This window comes from Sphingobium sp. MI1205 (assembly GCF_001563285.1).
Taxonomy (GTDB): Bacteria; Pseudomonadota; Alphaproteobacteria; order Sphingomonadales; family Sphingomonadaceae; genus Sphingobium.
Window position 1 is genome coordinate 2579298 of record NZ_CP005188.1, and the last position, 16146, is coordinate 2595443.

At 63.9% G+C, this 16146-nt stretch carries 20 protein-coding genes; 10 read left to right on the plus strand and 10 right to left on the minus strand.

Features of this window, described 5'->3' with window-relative positions; translation table 11 throughout:
- Positions 1–264: 264 nt before the first annotated feature.
- Positions 265–522 (minus strand): hypothetical protein, encoded by a 258-nt coding sequence (locus K663_RS12640; protein ID WP_062118096.1) that lies wholly within the window; start codon positions 520–522, stop codon positions 265–267.
- Between the two features lie 75 nt (positions 523–597).
- Here K663_RS12640 and K663_RS12645 point away from each other — a divergent pair, with 75 nt between their 5' ends.
- The gene (locus tag K663_RS12645) at positions 598–813 is read left to right on the plus strand and encodes a helix-turn-helix domain-containing protein (protein WP_062118099.1); all 216 of its coding nucleotides are present in this window, start codon (positions 598–600) and stop codon (positions 811–813) included.
- 187 nt (positions 814–1000) lie between these two features.
- Here K663_RS12645 and K663_RS12650 read toward each other — a convergent pair whose 3' ends face one another.
- On the minus strand, positions 1001–1258 hold the full coding sequence (locus K663_RS12650) for a hypothetical protein (protein ID WP_062118102.1): 258 nt from the start codon (positions 1256–1258) through the stop codon (positions 1001–1003).
- A 127-nt stretch (positions 1259–1385) separates the two neighbouring features.
- On the opposite strand from K663_RS12650, the gene K663_RS12655 reads away from it, so the two are divergent.
- Positions 1386–1559 carry a helix-turn-helix domain-containing protein gene (locus tag K663_RS12655; RefSeq protein ID WP_235589571.1) on the plus strand — a complete coding sequence of 58 codons (174 nt, stop codon included), beginning with the start codon at positions 1386–1388 and terminating at the stop codon, positions 1557–1559.
- 11 nt (positions 1560–1570) lie between these two features.
- Here K663_RS12655 and K663_RS12660 read toward each other — a convergent pair whose 3' ends face one another.
- The 8 genes from K663_RS12660 to K663_RS12695 form a co-directional block, all read right to left on the minus strand.
- On the minus strand, positions 1571–2149 hold the full coding sequence (locus K663_RS12660; RefSeq protein ID WP_063619034.1) for a DNA -binding domain-containing protein: 579 nt from the start codon (positions 2147–2149) through the stop codon (positions 1571–1573).
- Complete coding sequence (locus tag K663_RS25265; protein ID WP_443018932.1) at positions 2031–2411, minus strand: transcriptional regulator domain-containing protein; 381 nt, start codon at positions 2409–2411, stop codon at positions 2031–2033. Before K663_RS25265 ends, K663_RS12660 begins: the two co-directional genes overlap by 119 nt.
- Entirely contained in the window at positions 2314–3180 is an 867-nt protein-coding gene (locus tag K663_RS12670) for a phytanoyl-CoA dioxygenase family protein (protein WP_062118114.1), read from the minus strand. Before K663_RS12670 ends, K663_RS25265 begins: the two co-directional genes overlap by 98 nt.
- Positions 3177–3782: an acyl-homoserine-lactone synthase gene (locus tag K663_RS12675; RefSeq protein ID WP_062118117.1), complete on the minus strand. Its 606-nt coding sequence runs from the start codon at positions 3780–3782 to the stop codon at positions 3177–3179. Before K663_RS12675 ends, K663_RS12670 begins: the two co-directional genes overlap by 4 nt.
- A 72-nt stretch (positions 3783–3854) precedes the next feature.
- Positions 3855–4604, minus strand: a complete 750-nt coding sequence (locus K663_RS12680) for a LuxR family transcriptional regulator (RefSeq protein ID WP_235589445.1) — start codon at positions 4602–4604, stop codon at positions 3855–3857.
- 239 nt (positions 4605–4843) lie between these two features.
- Entirely contained in the window at positions 4844–6019 is a 1176-nt protein-coding gene (locus K663_RS12685) for an MFS transporter (protein WP_062120867.1), read from the minus strand.
- A 71-nt stretch (positions 6020–6090) separates the two neighbouring features.
- Positions 6091–6699, minus strand: a complete 609-nt coding sequence (folE, locus tag K663_RS12690) for a GTP cyclohydrolase I FolE (protein ID WP_062118120.1) — start codon at positions 6697–6699, stop codon at positions 6091–6093.
- Between the two features lie 24 nt (positions 6700–6723).
- Positions 6724–7458 carry a hypothetical protein gene (locus K663_RS12695; protein ID WP_062118123.1) on the minus strand — a complete coding sequence of 245 codons (735 nt, stop codon included), beginning with the start codon at positions 7456–7458 and terminating at the stop codon, positions 6724–6726.
- A 300-nt stretch (positions 7459–7758) separates the two neighbouring features.
- On the opposite strand from K663_RS12695, the gene K663_RS12700 reads away from it, so the two are divergent.
- The 8 genes from K663_RS12700 (at position 7759) to trbJ (ending at position 16006) form a co-directional block, all read left to right on the plus strand.
- The gene (locus K663_RS12700) at positions 7759–8502 is read left to right on the plus strand and encodes a helix-turn-helix transcriptional regulator (RefSeq protein ID WP_062118126.1); all 744 of its coding nucleotides are present in this window, start codon (positions 7759–7761) and stop codon (positions 8500–8502) included.
- Between the two features lie 228 nt (positions 8503–8730).
- Positions 8731–10773 (plus strand): conjugal transfer protein TraG, encoded by a 2043-nt coding sequence (locus K663_RS12705; RefSeq protein WP_062118129.1) that lies wholly within the window; start codon positions 8731–8733, stop codon positions 10771–10773.
- A gap of 3 nt (positions 10774–10776) precedes the next feature.
- A complete protein-coding gene (locus K663_RS12710) occupies positions 10777–11190 on the plus strand; it encodes a hypothetical protein (protein WP_062118132.1) in 414 nt (137 codons plus the stop codon).
- Between the two features lie 56 nt (positions 11191–11246).
- A complete protein-coding gene (gene trbB, locus K663_RS12715; RefSeq protein WP_062120869.1) occupies positions 11247–12197 on the plus strand; it encodes a P-type conjugative transfer ATPase TrbB in 951 nt (316 codons plus the stop codon).
- A gap of 2 nt (positions 12198–12199) precedes the next feature.
- A complete protein-coding gene (locus tag K663_RS12720; protein WP_062118134.1) occupies positions 12200–12541 on the plus strand; it encodes a TrbC/VirB2 family protein in 342 nt (113 codons plus the stop codon).
- Complete coding sequence (locus tag K663_RS12725) at positions 12538–12810, plus strand: VirB3 family type IV secretion system protein (RefSeq protein WP_062118137.1); 273 nt, start codon at positions 12538–12540, stop codon at positions 12808–12810. The genes K663_RS12720 and K663_RS12725 overlap by 4 nt, the downstream gene beginning before the upstream one ends.
- Positions 12804–15263 carry a conjugal transfer protein TrbE gene (gene trbE / locus K663_RS12730; protein WP_062118140.1) on the plus strand — a complete coding sequence of 820 codons (2460 nt, stop codon included), beginning with the start codon at positions 12804–12806 and terminating at the stop codon, positions 15261–15263. Before K663_RS12725 ends, trbE begins: the two co-directional genes overlap by 7 nt.
- A complete protein-coding gene (gene trbJ, locus K663_RS12735; protein WP_062118142.1) occupies positions 15263–16006 on the plus strand; it encodes a P-type conjugative transfer protein TrbJ in 744 nt (247 codons plus the stop codon). The genes trbE and trbJ overlap by 1 nt, the downstream gene beginning before the upstream one ends.
- Positions 16007–16146: the final 140 nt, after the last annotated feature.

The window sequence follows — 16146 nt, forward strand, 5'->3', positions numbered from 1 at the left end:
GGGGGCACCTTCAGGGTGGAACGGGAGTGGAGCACCCCAAGCACAGCGCCGGGGTTGCCCGGGGCCGCGACGGGCCTAGCCGGGAGCGCCGCTCGCACCCGCCGATACGGGAGAGGCCCAAACAGCACCGCCGCGCACAAGCGCGGCGTCCGCAGACGCGCCAGCGATCGTTACCGTGAGGCGGAGACCCTAAGGGGCTCGGCGGCGAACGCAGCGAGCCGTAGAACGCGGTCGCGCATCAGCGCGAGGCGCCGATCGTGCTGACTATCCCCGCTGTCCGAACGCCAGGATTGCATTCCTCAATCCGTCCCCGACGATCCAGCGCGCCCGCTCCAGGTGCGAAATCCAACAGGCTTGAGCGCCTGTATCCGTGACGTCGAGGCCCATGAGGTCCCAAGCCGCGTCCGTCCAGTGCTGCCCCGCGGCATCAGCATCGAGCATCGCGGCATAGAGCGCCAGATGCTGACGATCATATTCGACAACCTGGCTCCCGTTGGGAGCTAGATGCTTGATTAACAACACCCTCAATCCTCACGCCACGACCATTATTCAATATAGTGAATAAACCCGTCCCAGCAATTCCTTGAATCTCAGTTCATGGACATGCGGAAGGTGATCGGGGCTAATTTCGCCCGTCTGAGAAAGGAGAAGGGGCTGACCCAGGAAGCTGTCGCAGAGAAGTCAGGCTTTTCACAAAGCTACATCGGCTGGCTTGAACGTGGGCAACGAAATCCCACAGCGATTTCCATCTGGATGCTCGCTCAGTCCGTCGATGCAATGCCTGCCGATTTGGTGCAACCCATTAGCGATTGACGCGCGTTTCAGCAGGTTTGCCGGGCAAGTAGGGCGCGCGGTCCTGCGCTCACCACGCTTCCCCTGCTGTCATCAGCCGCCGCGCCAGCGATCGTTACCGGCAGCCGCGACCCGCAGGCGTTGGGCAGCGAACACCGCAAGCCGTAGAGCGCGATCGCACATCAGCTTGATGCGTCGGTCCCGCCGGCTATTCCCGCTGTCCGAACGCCAGGATCGCATTCCCCAATCCGTCCCGGACGATCCAGCGCGCCCGCTCCAGGTGCGAGGTCCAACATTCCTCGGCCCCGACAGCGGCGGGATTGATGCCCATCAGGGTTCGGGCGGCATCCGTCCAATCCAGTCCGGCCTTTTCGGCGTCGAGCAAGGCTGCATACAGGGATAGGTGCGAGCGATCATAACTGACCACGCTGCCAGTCGGCGCCTGATGTAAAAGTTTAGTCCTCATCTGGCTCTCTGAACACGATTGAACTGTATACAGTGTAGAGAAATACAGTGCAATCGTGTCGCTGGAGGTTATGTCCAGCCGAGACAATTTGGCGCGAAATCTTCGCCTTCTGCGGGCTGCTCGCGGTATGTCTCAAGAGGCCCTTGCACACGAGGCCGGCATCCATCGTACCTACGTAAGCGCGCTAGAGCGCTGCGAATATAGCGCCAGCGTCGATCGTCTTGACCGGCTTGCTGTTCAACTGAAGGTCCCGACGTATGTGCTATTGATGGATGAATTGCCGTCGGATTTACTTGGCTGACACCCGACTACTCACCTCAATATCGCGCCGGGTCCACCCCTGATCATCGCGTCGCCCGCCGCCACTAAACGCCGGGCACGGGATTTGCGGTATTCACCATCGCCCGGCCAGTCCCCTGGCCCCAGGAGGAGATCGGCTATATCGCGCAAGCTCGCGCCAGCCCGGCGGGCATCGAGAGCCCAAAGACCAAGCAATGCGCCCGCCTGCCGCTCATGAAAGATATTCGGCCGCAGCGCCCCTGACACAAGCCGGCGCAGCGTATGGGCAGCTTCGGCCTGCAACGGAAGGTTCGGACCGACCTCCAGCACCACCCGCAGAGCCATGGAACGGCGGGCGAGCATATCGTCCAGCATGTCGAGACGGATGACGTGGCCAGCTTCGTCGATGCGAACGTGATCGCCCGCCGTGCCGGTCACGACACGGGCACGATGGCGCCGAAGATCAAGCCGCCACTGACTCGAACCTTCGCGATCAGGCGGCAGCTCGACCGGAATGACGCGTGGATCGACGCCCGCCGACCAGACCGGCAGGACATGGGCGCAGGAGTGCGCCGGATCCTCTGGGAAAGTGCAACCCCCAACGCGCGGCAAAGGCCGGAGCGGCCGCCATCGGCCCTTCCCGCTTCAACAACAGGGCGCTGTAAGCCTCACGGTAAGCAGGGTCGCGGCGGAGCACCTCCCAGGCCAGCGCCGAGCTGCCGAGCCGCCTGACGGCATCCAGCGCATCGGGATCGACAGGCGACGCGGCGATCATGTCATCCCATCTCGCCCAGTTGACCGCGAAGGAAGGCGGCAACCGCCTCCTCCTGGTCAGGCCGCAATGCATCGACTGCAGGGATATGATCGGGAACATCGCCCCGCAAAAGGATCGAGGGGCACTGCCCCTCGACATTGCCGAGGTTCGGCCGGTGCTGGGCATAACCCACCAGAGCGGCAAGCTCGGGCGAGAAGCGCCGCGCAATGGCGGGCGGGTAGACAAGCCATTGGAGCTCGAAGGGCTTGAGCCAGCCCAGGCAGTAGCTGACGATAATCCCGCGCCGGGGCAGGGCGGTCTCGTTTCCGCCCCCGCCGTGAAGCGTTGACCCGAGGAACAGCAGCGCGTCGCCGGGTTCCACGATTGGTACGACCGCCTCCTCCTCGGGAAGTAGGGCAGCGTCCTGATGCAGATGGCTGCCCGTCCAGAGGCGCGTTCCACCATTTTCCCGCGTGAAGGGCGTCAACGGCCACATCACGTTGACGAGATATTCGACAGAGCCCTTGGGTCCCTGCCACATGTCCTGATCACGGTGGGGCAGTTGCGGCAGGGCGCCAGGATGGATTTCAATCGCCTGGGTGAGGTTGAGGCTGAAACGCTCGCACCAGGGCAGCAGCATCTTGCTTACGAGATCGAGGACCAACGGATGCATGACCAGGCGCTCGGCCCGGGGCGATCGCGCAAGCAGGCTGCCAAAGCGCCGGGTCCGTTCGCCGTAGAATGGGCCTTGGCAAAGCGGCGTAGCGGCAAAGACTGGTTCGAGGTCAGCCTGCAGGTCGTTCAGCCCGGAGCCATCCAGCGCATGGCGAATGACACACCACCCATCGCGGCGGAGCGCTGCAGCCTTGCGATCGACCAGCGCGCTCATGCCGCCACCTCTGGCTTCTCCGAGACGTAAGTGCCGGTCCATGCGAGGCGCGAGGGCGTGTCCTTGTCGATGTGGACTATGAACGCGCCGACCGCACCGCCGGGCGTCGGCACGGCAGGACCCAAGGGTTCTGCTCGCCAGCCCATGGCGAGAACCTCCTTGCGGAACGCCTCGGGAATGACGCCGGTGTAGCAGTCGATTCCGCGCGCCAGGCCAAAGTCTACCATGGCGGAAATCAGCCTGTTCCGCAGCTCCCGCCGCCGCTCTGCTCCATGCCGCTGCGGCAGGCAGAGGCGTGTGCTCTCCCAGATCCTGTCCCCGGCCGGAACGCCGGCCGGACAGAGGTGCTGGAAGATCGTTCCCATCATGTGCGGGCGGTTGGTGGGCAGAAGCCGGAGCGACGCGGCATGCTGCCCGTCCTCACCGGTAAAGATGATGTAGACGGCGCCTTGGGTGTCGAACTGGTCCAATTCATATCGCCCCTCGACCACGGGCACGTCCCATCCGAAGAGATCGACGAAGAGGCGCTTGCGGTCTGTGAACATGGAGTTGAGGAGCGGCTGGCAGCCGGCCGCCAGATGATTGTCGATGATGTGGAGCATGAGGGCCTCCCCGGATCGTGACTGACGCGTCGGAGGGAAGCAGGTGGAAGAGAGTACGAATAGGCCGGGTAATTACTCGGGTTGACGTGGCTTCAATTCATGGAGGCCGACTTCTCCGGCAAGAACGGCGCTGACGACCAGTTCCGTGCGGTCATGCACGTTGAACAGACGGCGGGCGTCGGTCAGATAACCATCGACCGTGCGCGGCGTGATCTTCAGCTCCCGGGCGATTTGCTTGTTGGACATGCCCCGCCCGGCAAGGACGATGCAGTCCCTCGGACGGGGATGGAGGCGTGGACGCGCCGCAACAATCTGCTCGGGGTCCCCGATCACCCGCTTGGCCGCCTGGAAGGCGAAGACACCAACCATCTGGGCGACGCCAAGGCAGCGGCGAACCGATGTGCGGGACCCGCCACCGGCAAAGGTGCAGGAGCCGACCGGTTCGCCAAGGGCGAAATAGGGAACGGTGATGCCCTGCTTCAGCCCAAGCCGCCGCCCCGCCGCGAAGCATTCCTGATCGCGCCGGTCCATCATGATGATGCCGGGCAGTTCGTCCCAGCAAAATGCGCGCTGCGCAAAAATGCAGCCGCGCATGACGGGATCACTCCGCCACTGCCCCTGGCCGATGATCCGCTCCGTGGCAGCCGCCGGATAGTTGAGGAGCTTGACGCGTCCTGGAGGATCGCCGCTCAGGTCATCATGATGAACCAGCGCATAGTGGCGGAAGCCAAGCTCGCGGGTGATCGCCTCCATGACATTTGCAAGTTCGGCGCGCGAGGCAGCTCTTGCCAGGCAGCGCAGCACGCAGTCCGCGACGGACACGGCTGCAGCAAGACCCCCGGGGCTCCTCTCGTCGATTTTCACCGGCAAATGTGCCGCCCCACTCCCTCGTCTTCTCAGCGGCCGTCTCCTGGGTGACGCCGCACGAACCGCCGGTGTCGGTTCCGGTAAGCTGCACCTGCTCTGTGCGGGTCACCTGCGGCGCCAATGGAAATTCGCCTTGTCAATCAAGCATCCCGATTGTTGGAGAGCAAGCCTTCCAAGAGCATTCCGCTGCCGGTTCAGCTTCGGGCCGACCGCGCCTTGCCGAGGCCAAGAAGCCGAGCGGCCATGATGAGAAGGAAGGCGCCGGCTAAGCCCATAGTGGCCACGGCCGCGATGAACATGTTGAGGGAGAGGACCCCAAGCGTCAGGGCATAGAGGCTCGACACGGAGAAAATACCCAGGTTTAGGAGACTGGCGTGATAGGAATTGACGGTCCCGCGATAATCCTCGGACAGGTTGCTGAGCCGGGCGTGATGAAGCGGTCCCGCGCAACCATAGCCAAATGCCCATATGGCGCCGGCTCCTGCCAGGACAACAGCGGAGGTGACAGGAAGCATGAGGGCAAGAACGCCGATCGCCGCCATGCCGGCCATGATCGGCAAGGCTCCTATTGCCAGACGCTTCTCTATCCGATGCCCGCTCAGATTGCCTGCCATGATGAGCGCGCCCCAGAAGGCCGCAACGGCCCCGGCTTCCGCAGGTCCGGTTTGCAACTTCCGCCGCGCAATTTCCGCAGCCACCGCGCCGATCCCCGCCATCCATCCGAGCCAGAGGAAGCTTGCGGCAAGCCGGACCTTTATCTCGTCGAGACCCAGGGCTCCACGGTGCATGGCGAGAAGCGTGACAGGCGCGCGGGACATTGCCCGATCGGCGGGAAACAGTCGTGCCACAAGCACGGCAGCGATAGCGGCGAGCAGAGCGAGGATATGATAGCTGGTCTGCCAGCCAAATCGCGCAGCGACCAGACCCGACACCACCGGGGTCACGATGAAGGCCGTCATTAGACCTATGAAGACCTGGCCGATGCGCCGGGCCATGTCGGCGGGAGCCGTGACGTCACTGACGAGCGAGAGGCTTACCGGCTGGATGATCGCCGCCATCATGCCCAATGCTGCAGACAACGCGATGGCGGTCGCGAGGCTGCCTGAACTCGGCAGCACGCCGCACAATAGCGAAAAAGCCGACAGGCTGGTCATGAGGGGCCATTTGCGCCCCCAGCGGTCGGAGATTGGGCCGGCGATCGATGCGATGACAGCATAGGCGAGGCCATAGGCTGCGGGCAGATAGGCGACTGCGCTGGCCGGAACGCCAAAAGCATCGCCCATAACCTGCATGATCGGACCAGCGACCACCTCCGCTGATCCGATCACGAACAGGCAAAGCCAAAGCGCCGCAAGACGATGTCCGGTCATCGAGGCGACATCTATCCGCGACATCTGGGCTGAAGCAACTCCTTGAGATGCAAAAGAGACATGGCCCCGAGTCAGGGCACGGCAGGCAAGCCGAGGAGAGCGAACAATTCCATCCGCGCGCGGAAATCATCCCGGAAGACGCCCGTCATCCTGCTGGTGACCATCGCGACGCCAGCCTTGTGGACGCCACGGGTGGTCATGCATTGATGGCTTGCCTCGACGATGACGGCGACGCCGCGGGGCCGCAATGTCTGGTCGATGGCATTGGCGATCTGCGCGGTCATCTTCTCCTGGATGGTGAAGCGCTTGGCATAGCCCTCCACGACGCGGGCGAGCTTGGAGATGCCGACGACCCGCTTGGCCGGGAGATAGGCGATGTGGACCGACCCGATGATCGGCACCATGTGATGCTCGCAATGGCTTTCGAAGCGCACGTCACGAAGCGCGACGACATCGTCATAGCCTTCCACTTCCTCGAAGGTGCGGCTGAGCACATCGACCGGCTCCATGGCATAGCCTGCGAAAAATTCCCGGTAGGATCGGACGACCCGTTCCGGCGTACCTGAAAGACCTTCTCGGCCAGGATCATCGCCCGCCCATCGCAGCAAGGTGCGGACAGCATCTTCCGCCTCCTCGATGGTCGGTCGTACAAGGGCAGGAGCAGCGAGGCTCTGGAACATGAAATCACCTCCACAAGACAAGCATCAGAAGAAATGGATCTCGAGCTTGATGTCTTCGAGAAATGTCCAGTCGATGGCATCGACATCGAAGAGCGATGCGTCGAAGACGCCATCGTCATAGGCGTCTGCAGGATCGACGCTGTGCCCAGCGAACACATATTTCTGTAGATAGTCCCTGTCGCTGCTGGTGATCGCCTGTTTGCCGTAGCGCGACACATCGACGATGTAGTGGATGTCGCCCGCTTCATAGGTTCGGATGATCGGGACATAGGCGGAGAGGCCGAGCGAACGCAGCATCTCGACGGCGAAATTATTGGCGCCCACCTCGAAGGAAACCCGGTCCTTCCGCTTCTCGTCGGTCATCTCGGGTGGCGCATCGAGGCCGTTGGCACTGCCCTCATGCTCATAGTAATGCAGCGCCGCCTGAACGCCCCGGAGATCGTATATATAGGCGTATCGCTCGATATTCTTGCTCTTGGCCTCGCATATGAAATAATAATGTCCCAGGCTATGCAGCAGCATGAAAGTGCGCGACGGCCAGGAAACCGACTTGGCGAAGGTTATCTGCCTGCCCTTGATGACAGCCTTGATGTTGAGCGGATGATGATCCACTTCATCCAATTCCAGGCCGAATTTTTCAACAAGAGTATCGGCCAGCTTGTCGTAGCTTGATTCACCGATTGTCGAGAGGAGTTCATCCATGCGCCTGTCGGTCTCATCGGGAAGCGTCTCGTCGATGATATTCGCAATGTCACTCATATGCGTCTCCTCTTGATGAAGTGAAGTGGAGCAACTTGTCGGTCATCGACATCATAGGAGATGCCACTGCGGCACTTGCGTGCGCAGGATCGATTACATCGAATTTTTTCTATGATGCCTTGAGGACGATCGGCAGATGAGCATTCTGCTATGATCGCTCCACATCGAATCAGATAGACGATGTGGGCTGATGATTAAATCCCCACAACTGTGGGGGTTACTCGGCTTGCTTTCGTCGTTACTACTGGTTTTCGAGGCGCCATAGCCGCTGCCGCAACGTCGATCCTGCCGGAGAGGCTCATGTTCGAGACATTGGTCGAGTTTGAACGGAAGGCGCTGAACGCTTCTTCCTTGGAACGGCTAGGAGCGCTCACGGAGCCTTTGGCCCGCTCGCTCGGCTTTAGCTGCTTCACCCTTTTCCGGCCACAGCCCTCCCCTCCCGGCCATGCCTCGATCTTCCTCACGACCTATCCAGAGCGATGGATAAGCAGGATTTTCCAGGAGAAGCGGCATCTTGACGATCCAGCTCATGCGGCAGCCGCGCGCTCCGTCGATGGCATCGGTTGGACAGCGATCGAACGGACCATGACCCTTTCTGATCACCAACGCGAAACCTTGTCGCTCGCATCCGGGCATGGGCTCGCCAATGGAATCACCCTCCCCTTCCGCCTACCCGGCCTGCCGAGCGCGATGTTCTCCCTGGCGGTAGGCGATCGAAACGCCCCCCAGCCCATGGCCATATTGGCCGCCAGGTTGATGGGCAGCATCGTGTTTGCTCAGGCTCACCGGCTTGCAAGGAGCGAACAGTCCCAAGCCGAGCTCGTGACGCTCAGTCCCCGCCAGCTCGATTGCATCCGGCTGCTGGCGCGCGGAATGACCGACCGCGCAATCGCTGACCAACTCGGCCTCAGCCCGCAAACCGTCCGGGAATATGTTGAGGCGGCACGGCACCGCTATGGCGTAAAGCGCAGGGCGCAGCTCGTCGCGGCAGCCATGCGCGATGGCCATCTATCGGCTGAAGATATGGGTATAGCCATTCTGTAAGGTGTCGTTCGTCCGCCCTCAGCATAGGCATCATGTCATCAGCTGACATAGTCCGCTCTATGACGAGGGCGGGAGCGGATCGCGAAATGGGGAGCGAGCGGCGGCGACGGCCCCGGTGGCACCAGAAGCGCCCTAGGCGACACCAGCGGGTATCTCATCTTCGTGCCCCGTTTCCTGGATGTTGTGCCGACCCCGTAGCGAAATCGGTCGCACTGGGCAGAGGCCTGCATGACCCCGACGAAACTTCTGATAGGGCAGATCATCCTGGTGCTTGCGATCATATCGCTGGGCATCTGGACCGCGACCCAGTGGGCGGCAGCCAAGCTTGCCTATCAACCTGAGCTAGGGCGTCCCTGGTTCGCGCTGCTCGGCATGCCGATCTACCCGCCCTGGTCGATCTTCCCATGGTGGTTCTCCTTCGACGCCTATGCGCCCGCCATCTTCGATGAGGCTGGCGCAATCGCTGCAGGCGGCGGTTTCCTCGGTTGCGGTGCGGCCATCTTTGGCTCCGTCTGGCGCGCGCGGCAGTCGAGCAACGTCACCACCTATGGCTCGGCGCGCTGGGCGACACGCAAGGATATGGCTGCCGCCGGGCTGTTCGGGAAGAATGGCGTCGCCCTCGGCCGCCTCGGCCATCACTATCTGCGTCACGATGGCCCGGAGCATGTCATGGCCTTCGCCCCGACCCGTTCGGGCAAGGGCGTGGGCCTAGTGGTGCCCACGCTGCTCAGCTGGACGGGCTCGACGATCGTCCATGACATCAAGGGCGAGAATTGGGAACTGACCGCCGGCTGGCGCGCCCGCTTCTCGCACTGCCTGCTGTTCAATCCGACCGATTTGCGCTCCGCCCGCTACAATCCGCTGCTCGAAGTACGCCGGGGCATAAACGAGGTCCGCGACGTCCAGAATATCGCCGACATACTGGTGGATCCCGAAGGGGCGCTCGAGCGCCGCAATCATTGGGAGAAGACCAGCCATTCGCTGCTGGTTGGTACGATCCTCCATGTCCTCTATGCCGAGGAGGAGAAGACGCTCGCCCGGGTCGCTTCCCTTCTCTCCGACCCGCAGCGCCCGTTCGCAGCCACGCTGCGACGGATGATGACCACAAACCATCTTGGAACGGACGAAACACCGGCGGTTCATCCGGTGGTGGCCTCGGCGGCCCGGGAATTGCTCAACAAAAGCGAAAATGAGCGATCGGGCGTGCTGTCGACCGCCATGTCCTTCCTCGGCCTTTACCGTGATCCGACCGTCGCGGCGGTCACCTCGCGATCCGACTGGCGCATATCCGATCTGGTTGAGGCGCAGCACCCGGTATCCTTGTATCTTGTCGTGCCGCCCTCGGACATCAGCCGCACCAAGCCGCTCATTCGCCTGATCCTGAACCAGGCTGGCCGTCGGCTGACTGAGACGCTCCACGCCACCGGCAACAACGCCACGGCAGCATCGAAGCGCCACGGGCTGCTGCTGATGCTCGACGAATTCCCAGCCCTTGGCCGGCTTGATTTTTTCGAGACCAGCCTCGCCTTCCTCGCCGGTTATGGCGTGCGCGCCTTCCTGATCGCGCAGAGCCTCAACCAGATCGAGAAGGCCTATGGCGAGCACAACGCCATCCTCGACAACTGCCATGTCCGGATCGCCTTTGCCGCCAATGACGAGCGCACCGCCAAGCGCATATCCGACACGCTCGGCACTGCAACCGAACAGCGCGCCATGCGCAACTATGCCGGGCACAGGCTGGCGCCCTGGCTTGCGCATGTGATGGTCAGCCGACAGGAGACCGCCCGCGCGCTGCTGACCCCGGGCGAGGTCATGCAGCTTTCCGCCAGCGACGAGCTTGTGCTGGTTTCCGGGCGACCGCCGATCCGGGCAAAAAAGCTGCGCTACTATGAAGATCGCGCATTCATGACGCGCGTCCTGCTGCCGCCTGCTCTTGGCGCCGCTCGCTACCCAGATCTGCCACCGCAACGTGCTGACGATTGGGCAGTCCAGGTCCGCAGCGCCGATGCGCGGCTGGACAGCGCCGCCAGCACTGAAGCCGATAGCGAGGTGGGCGGGATCGAGCAGGCGCTGCATCCCGCCTATGAAATCGAGCCCGCAGCGACGCTCGAGCCAGAGATCGCCGACCCCCTGGGCCTTGGGGACGACGAGACCGATGGCGCGGCCGAGCGGCGCGCAATGGACCAGGCGCAAGCGGCGAGCGCGGCCCGCACGGCCTATGGGCTCGACTCTGCCTCGGGCCACGCCGGCGACCTCCAGCTGGACTTTTGACCCATGACGCAGAAAATCCGCCACCAGCTATTCCTGCCCAAGCCCATCAGCGACCGGCTGGAGGCCCTTGCCGCGAAGCCCGGGGCGACCAAGTCGGCGATACTCACCGACGCGGTCACCGCCTGGCTCAACCGGCGCGGCGCGTCCGAACTGGAGGAACGCTTCGCCATTCGGCTCGACCGCATGACACGGGCGATCGGGCGGATCGATCGCGACGCGCAGGTCATCCTCGAGACCCTCGCACTGTTCATCCGGTTTGAACTGTCGGTCCAGACACCGCTTGCCGAGAATGACCATGTCGGCCGGGCTCTCGCCGCCAAGCGGTTCGAGGCCTTTGTGAGCCAGGTGGGCCGCCACGTTGCAGCCGGGCGCCGTTCGCTGGCCGTTGGCGCGCGCGATCAGGAGGAGGGCCAGTGAGCGCCTCCCTTTCCGCTGCACGCCCCAGCGCGACCGCGGCCGAGCGTAAGCGCAGCATGCTCATCACAGCGCTTGGGCCAGACATCGCCGCCGCCATGAGCGACATCCAAGTCATCGAAATCATGGTCAACCCTGACGGGGCTCTTCGTCTCGACCGGCTCGGCGAGGGACGGACCGATACCCATGTGCGGATGGAGCCGGCCCAGGTCGAGCGGATCATCCGGCTCGTCGCAGCGCATGCCCGCGCCGAGGTGCATGGGGAGCAGCCGATCATCTCGGCGGAGCTGCCGCCGCACGTGGATGGCCATGCCGGCGAGCGCTTCGAAGGCCTGCTGCCCCCCATTTCGGTAGCCCCCTGCTTCTCGATCCGAAAGCCAGCCCAGCGGCTGCACACATTGGATGATTATGTCGCGGACGGGCTGATGTCGGACGCCCAGGCAGACGCGCTTCGCGCAGCGGTGACCCAGCGCGCCAACATCCTCATCGCTGGGGGCACCAGCTCGGGCAAGACCACGCTCGCCAATGCGCTGCTAGCCGAGATGGCTTGGGTGGATGCAAGAGTCATCCTGATTGAGGACACGCGCGAGCTTCAATGCCCGCTGCCCGATACGGTCGCGCTGCGTACCCGCCCCCCGCACGTGACGATGACGCAGCTCGTCCGCTCGACGCTGCGCCTGCGCCCCGATCGGATCGTCGTGGGCGAAGTTCGCGGGCCCGAGGCGCTCGACATGCTCAAGGCGTGGAACACGGGCCATCCGGGCGGAATCACGACGGTCCACGCCAACTCGGCGTTCGCCGCGCTCACCCGGATCGAGCAGCTCGTCCAGGAAGCGGTGGTCACCGTGCCGCGCCCGCTGATCGCCGAGGCCATCGACATGGTCGTCTTCATCTCGGGCCGCGGCATCGACCGCCGGGTCTCGAAAATCGCCCGCGTCATCGGGCTCGATCCCGACACCGGCGCCTATGCGCTCGCCGCCCTCCCGATCCGCAATCCCAAGGAGAAATGACCATGACCAGGACTGCTCGTCACCGCCTTCTACGCCACTCGCCCCTGCTGGCCGCCACGGGGGTGTGTCTTGCCCTCGCTCTCGCGACACAGGTCCAGGCAGCCGGCTCGGGCATGCCGTGGGAGGAGCCGCTCCAGCAGGTGCTGGAATCGGTCCAGGGGCCGGTCGCCAAGATCGTCGCGGTGATCATCATCATCGTCACGGGCCTGACGCTGGCGTTCGGCGAGACCGCAGGCGGGTTCCGCCGCCTGATCCAGATCGTGTTCGGCCTGTCGATCGCCTTTGCCGCCTCAAGCTTCTTCCTCTCCTTCTTCAGCTTCGGTGGCGGGGCGCTGATCTCATGATGGGGAACGGGCAGCATATCGACGGCTTTGAAGTGCCAATCCACGCCTCGTTGGGCTCGCCGCTGCTCTTTGCCGGCGCCCCGCGCGGGATCGCGATCGTCAACGGCACGCTGGCGGCAGCGGTCGGCCTTGGCCTGCAGCAATGGGTGGCGGGCATATTGCTCTGTGCGGTGGGGCACAGCGTCGCCATGATGGCTGCCCGCCGGGATCCCGATTTCGCGCCGGTCCTCCTGCGCCACATCCGCCAGAAGGGATATTTCGCATGCTGAACCTTGCGGAATATCGCGCGTCCACCGAACGGCTGGCCGACCATCTGCCCTGGGCCGCGCTGGTTGCACCGGGCATCGTGCTCAACAAGGACGGGAGCTTCCTTCGCGTCCTCGCCTTCCGCGGACCAGACCTCGAATCCGCCACGGAGGCCGAGTTGGTGTCCGCCTGTGCCCGGGCGAACAATGCGCTCAAGCGCTTCGGCAGTGGGTGGGCGCTGTTCTTCCAGGCCGAACGGCGGGAGAGCATGAGCTATCCCGCCAGCCACTTTCCCGATGCGGCAAGCTGGCTGGTCGATCATGAAAGGCGCGCGGCGTTTGAGGCCGAAGGCGCGCATTTCGAGAGTCGCTATCACCTGAGCCTGACCTGGCTGCCGCCTGCCGATGCGACCGACAATGCTGGCCGCACGCTGGTGGAGCGACCGGATGCGGGTGAAGGATCGCTTCGGGGCCGTGACTGGCGCGGTGCGCTTGCGAGCTTCGTCGCCGAGACTGACCGCATGCTTGATCTGATGTCCGGCTTCATGCCGGACGTTCACGCGCTCGACGATGGCGAGACGCTGACCTTCCTCCACGGCACGATCTCCGATCGACGGCATCCGGTCGTCGCGCCCGAGACGCCGATATATTTGGACGGCATCCTCGCGGACACGCCGCTGGTGGGCGGGCTGGAGCCGCGGCTCGGCGAGTTGCATGTCCGGACGCTCACCATCCTCGGCTTTCCGAGCCTTAGCCGCCCCGGCATTCTCGACGCGCTCAATCATCAGGATTTCAGCTGTCGCTGGGTCACGCGCTTCATCGCGCTGGACAAGACCCTAGCGACCAAGACGCTGGCCTCGCTGCGGCGGCAATGGTTCAACAAGCGCAAATCGGTGACCGCGCTGCTGCGCGAGGTGCTCTATAATTCGCCGGCGCAGCTGCTCGACAGCGACGCGGACAACAAGGTGGTCGATGCCGACCAAGCCCTTCAGGCGCTCGGCGGTGATCATGTCGCGTTCGGCTATCTCACCACGACGATCACGGTCACCGACCGCAGCCGCGCAGCGGTCGAGGACAAGGTGCGCGCCGTCGAGCGGATCGTGAACGGCCTCGGCTTTACCTGTGTCCGCGAAAGCGTGAACGCGGTCGAAGCCTGGCTCTCGTCACTGCCTGGCCAGACTTACGCCAATGTGCGGCAGCCGCTGGTACATACGCTGAACCTTGCCCATCTCATGCCGCTGTCCTCGGTATGGGCCGGGCCGGTGCGCAACGGCCACCTCGAGGGCCCGCCGCTGCTGGTCGCCAAGACCGCGGGCTCGACGCCGTTCCGGCTGTCCACCCATGTCGGCGACGTCGGGCACATGATGGTCGTCGGGCCGACCGGCGCCGGCAAGTCGGTCCTGCTGAGCCTGATCGCGCTCCAGTTCCGGCGCTACGCGCGAGCGCAGGTCTACATCTTCGACAAGGGGAACAGTGCCCGAGCCGCGGTTCTCTCCATGGGCGGCGCGCACCATGCGCTGGGGTCTACGCAAGCGGACGGCGAAACGCTCGCCTTCCAGCCGCTCGCCAATATCGACTTGCCAAGCGAACGCAGCTGGGCGGCGGAATGGGTCGCGGCGCTGCTGGTGCACGAGAATGTAGCCCTTACGCCCGAAGTCAAGGACGCGATCTGGACGAGCTTAAGCAGCCTTGCGTCCGCCCCGCGTGAGGAGCGGACCATGACTGGCCTCGCGCTCCTGCTCCAGTCGAACGCGCTGCGCATCGCGCTCCAGCCCTACACGCTGGAAGGACCGTATGGCCGGCTGCTCGATGCCGCCGAACAGCAGTTAGCGCTATCCGATGTCCAATGCTTCGAAACCGAGGCGCTGATGGGCATGGGCTCGGCCGTGGCGCCGGTGCTGACCTACCTTTTCCATCGGCTAGAGGAGCGGTTCGACGGACGGCCAACGCTGCTGATCCTCGACGAGGCCTGGATCTTCCTCGATCATCCCCTGTTCGCCGCGCGCATCCGCGAATGGCTGAAGGTGCTGCGCAAGAAGAATGTCGCGGTGATGTTCGCGACCCAGAGCCTCGCCGACATCGCGGGTTCCCCAATCGCGCCCGCCATCATCGAAAGCTGCCCGCAACGCATCCTGCTGCCCAACGACCGGGCGGTCGAGCCACAAGGTCATGACATCTATGCCCGCTTTGGGCTCAACGACCGGCAGATAGAATTGATCGCGCGGGCTACGCCCAAGCGGCATTATTACCTCCAGTCCGCACGCGGCAACCGGCTGTTCGAGCTGGGCCTCGGCCCGGTGGCGCTGGCGCTATGCGGCTCCTCCGATCCCGCTGCGCAGAAGCGGATCGACGCCATCCTCGCAAGCCAAGGCCGCGATGGTTTCACGCAAGCCTTCCTGCGCGACGCTGGCCTCGACTGGGCAGCCGCGCTCGCCGCCGACTTTCCCCTTCCCACAGCTTCCCGAGGAGAAATCTGATGCCTGTTCCGTCCCGCAAATATTGGATCGCGGCCATTCTGGGCCTGGGCGCAGGCGGCTCGCTCGCCATGTGCGTGATGATGCCAGCGACCCCCGCCAAAGCTATCACCGTCTTCGATCCAAGCAATTATGCGCAGAATATTCTGACCGCAGCGCGCACGCTCCAACAGGTGAACCAGCAGATTCAGCAACTCCAGAACGAGGCGCAGATGCTCACCAACATGGGCAGGAACCTCAAGACCATCGATTTCCCGCAACTCGATGCGCTGCGCCAGAAGCTCGCCGAAATCGACCGGCTGATGGGCCGCGCCCAGGCCATAGATTTCCGGGTCGATCAACTGGACGAGAAGTTCGGGTCCCTGTTTCCGAAGGACTTCTCATCGGCGCTACGCGGCGACGCGCGCGTCCGCAACGCCCGGGCGCGCCTCGATGCCAGTATGGGCGCTTTCCGCCAGACCATGGCCGTGCAGGCGCAGGTGGTCGAGAATATCCAAGCAGACAGTCAGGCGCTTGGCCAGATCGTCGCGCGCAGTCAGGGCGCCGAGGGTTCGCTTGCAGCTCAACAGGCGACCAACCAGCTGCTGGCGCTCACCGCCAAGCAGCAATTCCAGCTCCAGCACATGATGGCGGCGCAGTTCCGCAGCGAAGCGGTCGAGCAGGCCCGGCGGGCGACGCAGGCCAGCGAGGCGCGCTCTGCGACTAAGGAATTCCTCGGTTCCGGATCGGCCTACACGCCCGATTAACCCCTTGAAGGGCTGCAAGGCCCGATCCGGTCACCAGCGATCGGCGGCTCGCCCTCTCGCCGCCGGTCGCCGTCGCGGGGCGCGGTTTTTGCTCCCCCGCCGCGTCCCGCGACATCCTCTCAGCTTCGCCAAGAAGGCAG

Excerpts from the sequence above, each read along its gene's own strand:
- K663_RS12645 (WP_062118099.1), top strand. The coding sequence starts at position 598 with ATGGACATGCGGAAGGTGATCGGGGCTAATTTCGCCCGTCTGAGAAAG.
- K663_RS12650 (WP_062118102.1), bottom strand. The coding sequence starts at position 1,258 with ATGAGGACTAAACTTTTACATCAGGCGCCGACTGGCAGCGTGGTCAGT.
- K663_RS12655 (WP_235589571.1), top strand. The coding sequence starts at position 1,386 with ATGTCTCAAGAGGCCCTTGCACACGAGGCCGGCATCCATCGTACCTAC.
- K663_RS25265 (WP_443018932.1), bottom strand. The coding sequence starts at position 2,411 with ATGTTCCCGATCATATCCCTGCAGTCGATGCATTGCGGCCTGACCAGG.
- K663_RS12670 (WP_062118114.1), bottom strand. The coding sequence starts at position 3,180 with ATGAGCGCGCTGGTCGATCGCAAGGCTGCAGCGCTCCGCCGCGATGGG.
- K663_RS12675 (WP_062118117.1), bottom strand. The coding sequence starts at position 3,782 with ATGCTCCACATCATCGACAATCATCTGGCGGCCGGCTGCCAGCCGCTC.
- K663_RS12685 (WP_062120867.1), bottom strand. The coding sequence starts at position 6,019 with ATGACCGGACATCGTCTTGCGGCGCTTTGGCTTTGCCTGTTCGTGATC.
- folE (WP_062118120.1), bottom strand. The coding sequence starts at position 6,699 with ATGTTCCAGAGCCTCGCTGCTCCTGCCCTTGTACGACCGACCATCGAG.
- K663_RS12695 (WP_062118123.1), bottom strand. The coding sequence starts at position 7,458 with ATGAGTGACATTGCGAATATCATCGACGAGACGCTTCCCGATGAGACC.
- K663_RS12700 (WP_062118126.1), top strand. The coding sequence starts at position 7,759 with ATGTTCGAGACATTGGTCGAGTTTGAACGGAAGGCGCTGAACGCTTCT.
- K663_RS12705 (WP_062118129.1), top strand. The coding sequence starts at position 8,731 with ATGACCCCGACGAAACTTCTGATAGGGCAGATCATCCTGGTGCTTGCG.
- K663_RS12710 (WP_062118132.1), top strand. The coding sequence starts at position 10,777 with ATGACGCAGAAAATCCGCCACCAGCTATTCCTGCCCAAGCCCATCAGC.
- trbB (WP_062120869.1), top strand. The coding sequence starts at position 11,247 with ATGCTCATCACAGCGCTTGGGCCAGACATCGCCGCCGCCATGAGCGAC.
- K663_RS12720 (WP_062118134.1), top strand. The coding sequence starts at position 12,200 with ATGACCAGGACTGCTCGTCACCGCCTTCTACGCCACTCGCCCCTGCTG.
- K663_RS12725 (WP_062118137.1), top strand. The coding sequence starts at position 12,538 with ATGATGGGGAACGGGCAGCATATCGACGGCTTTGAAGTGCCAATCCAC.
- trbE (WP_062118140.1), top strand. The coding sequence starts at position 12,804 with ATGCTGAACCTTGCGGAATATCGCGCGTCCACCGAACGGCTGGCCGAC.
- trbJ (WP_062118142.1), top strand. The coding sequence starts at position 15,263 with ATGCCTGTTCCGTCCCGCAAATATTGGATCGCGGCCATTCTGGGCCTG.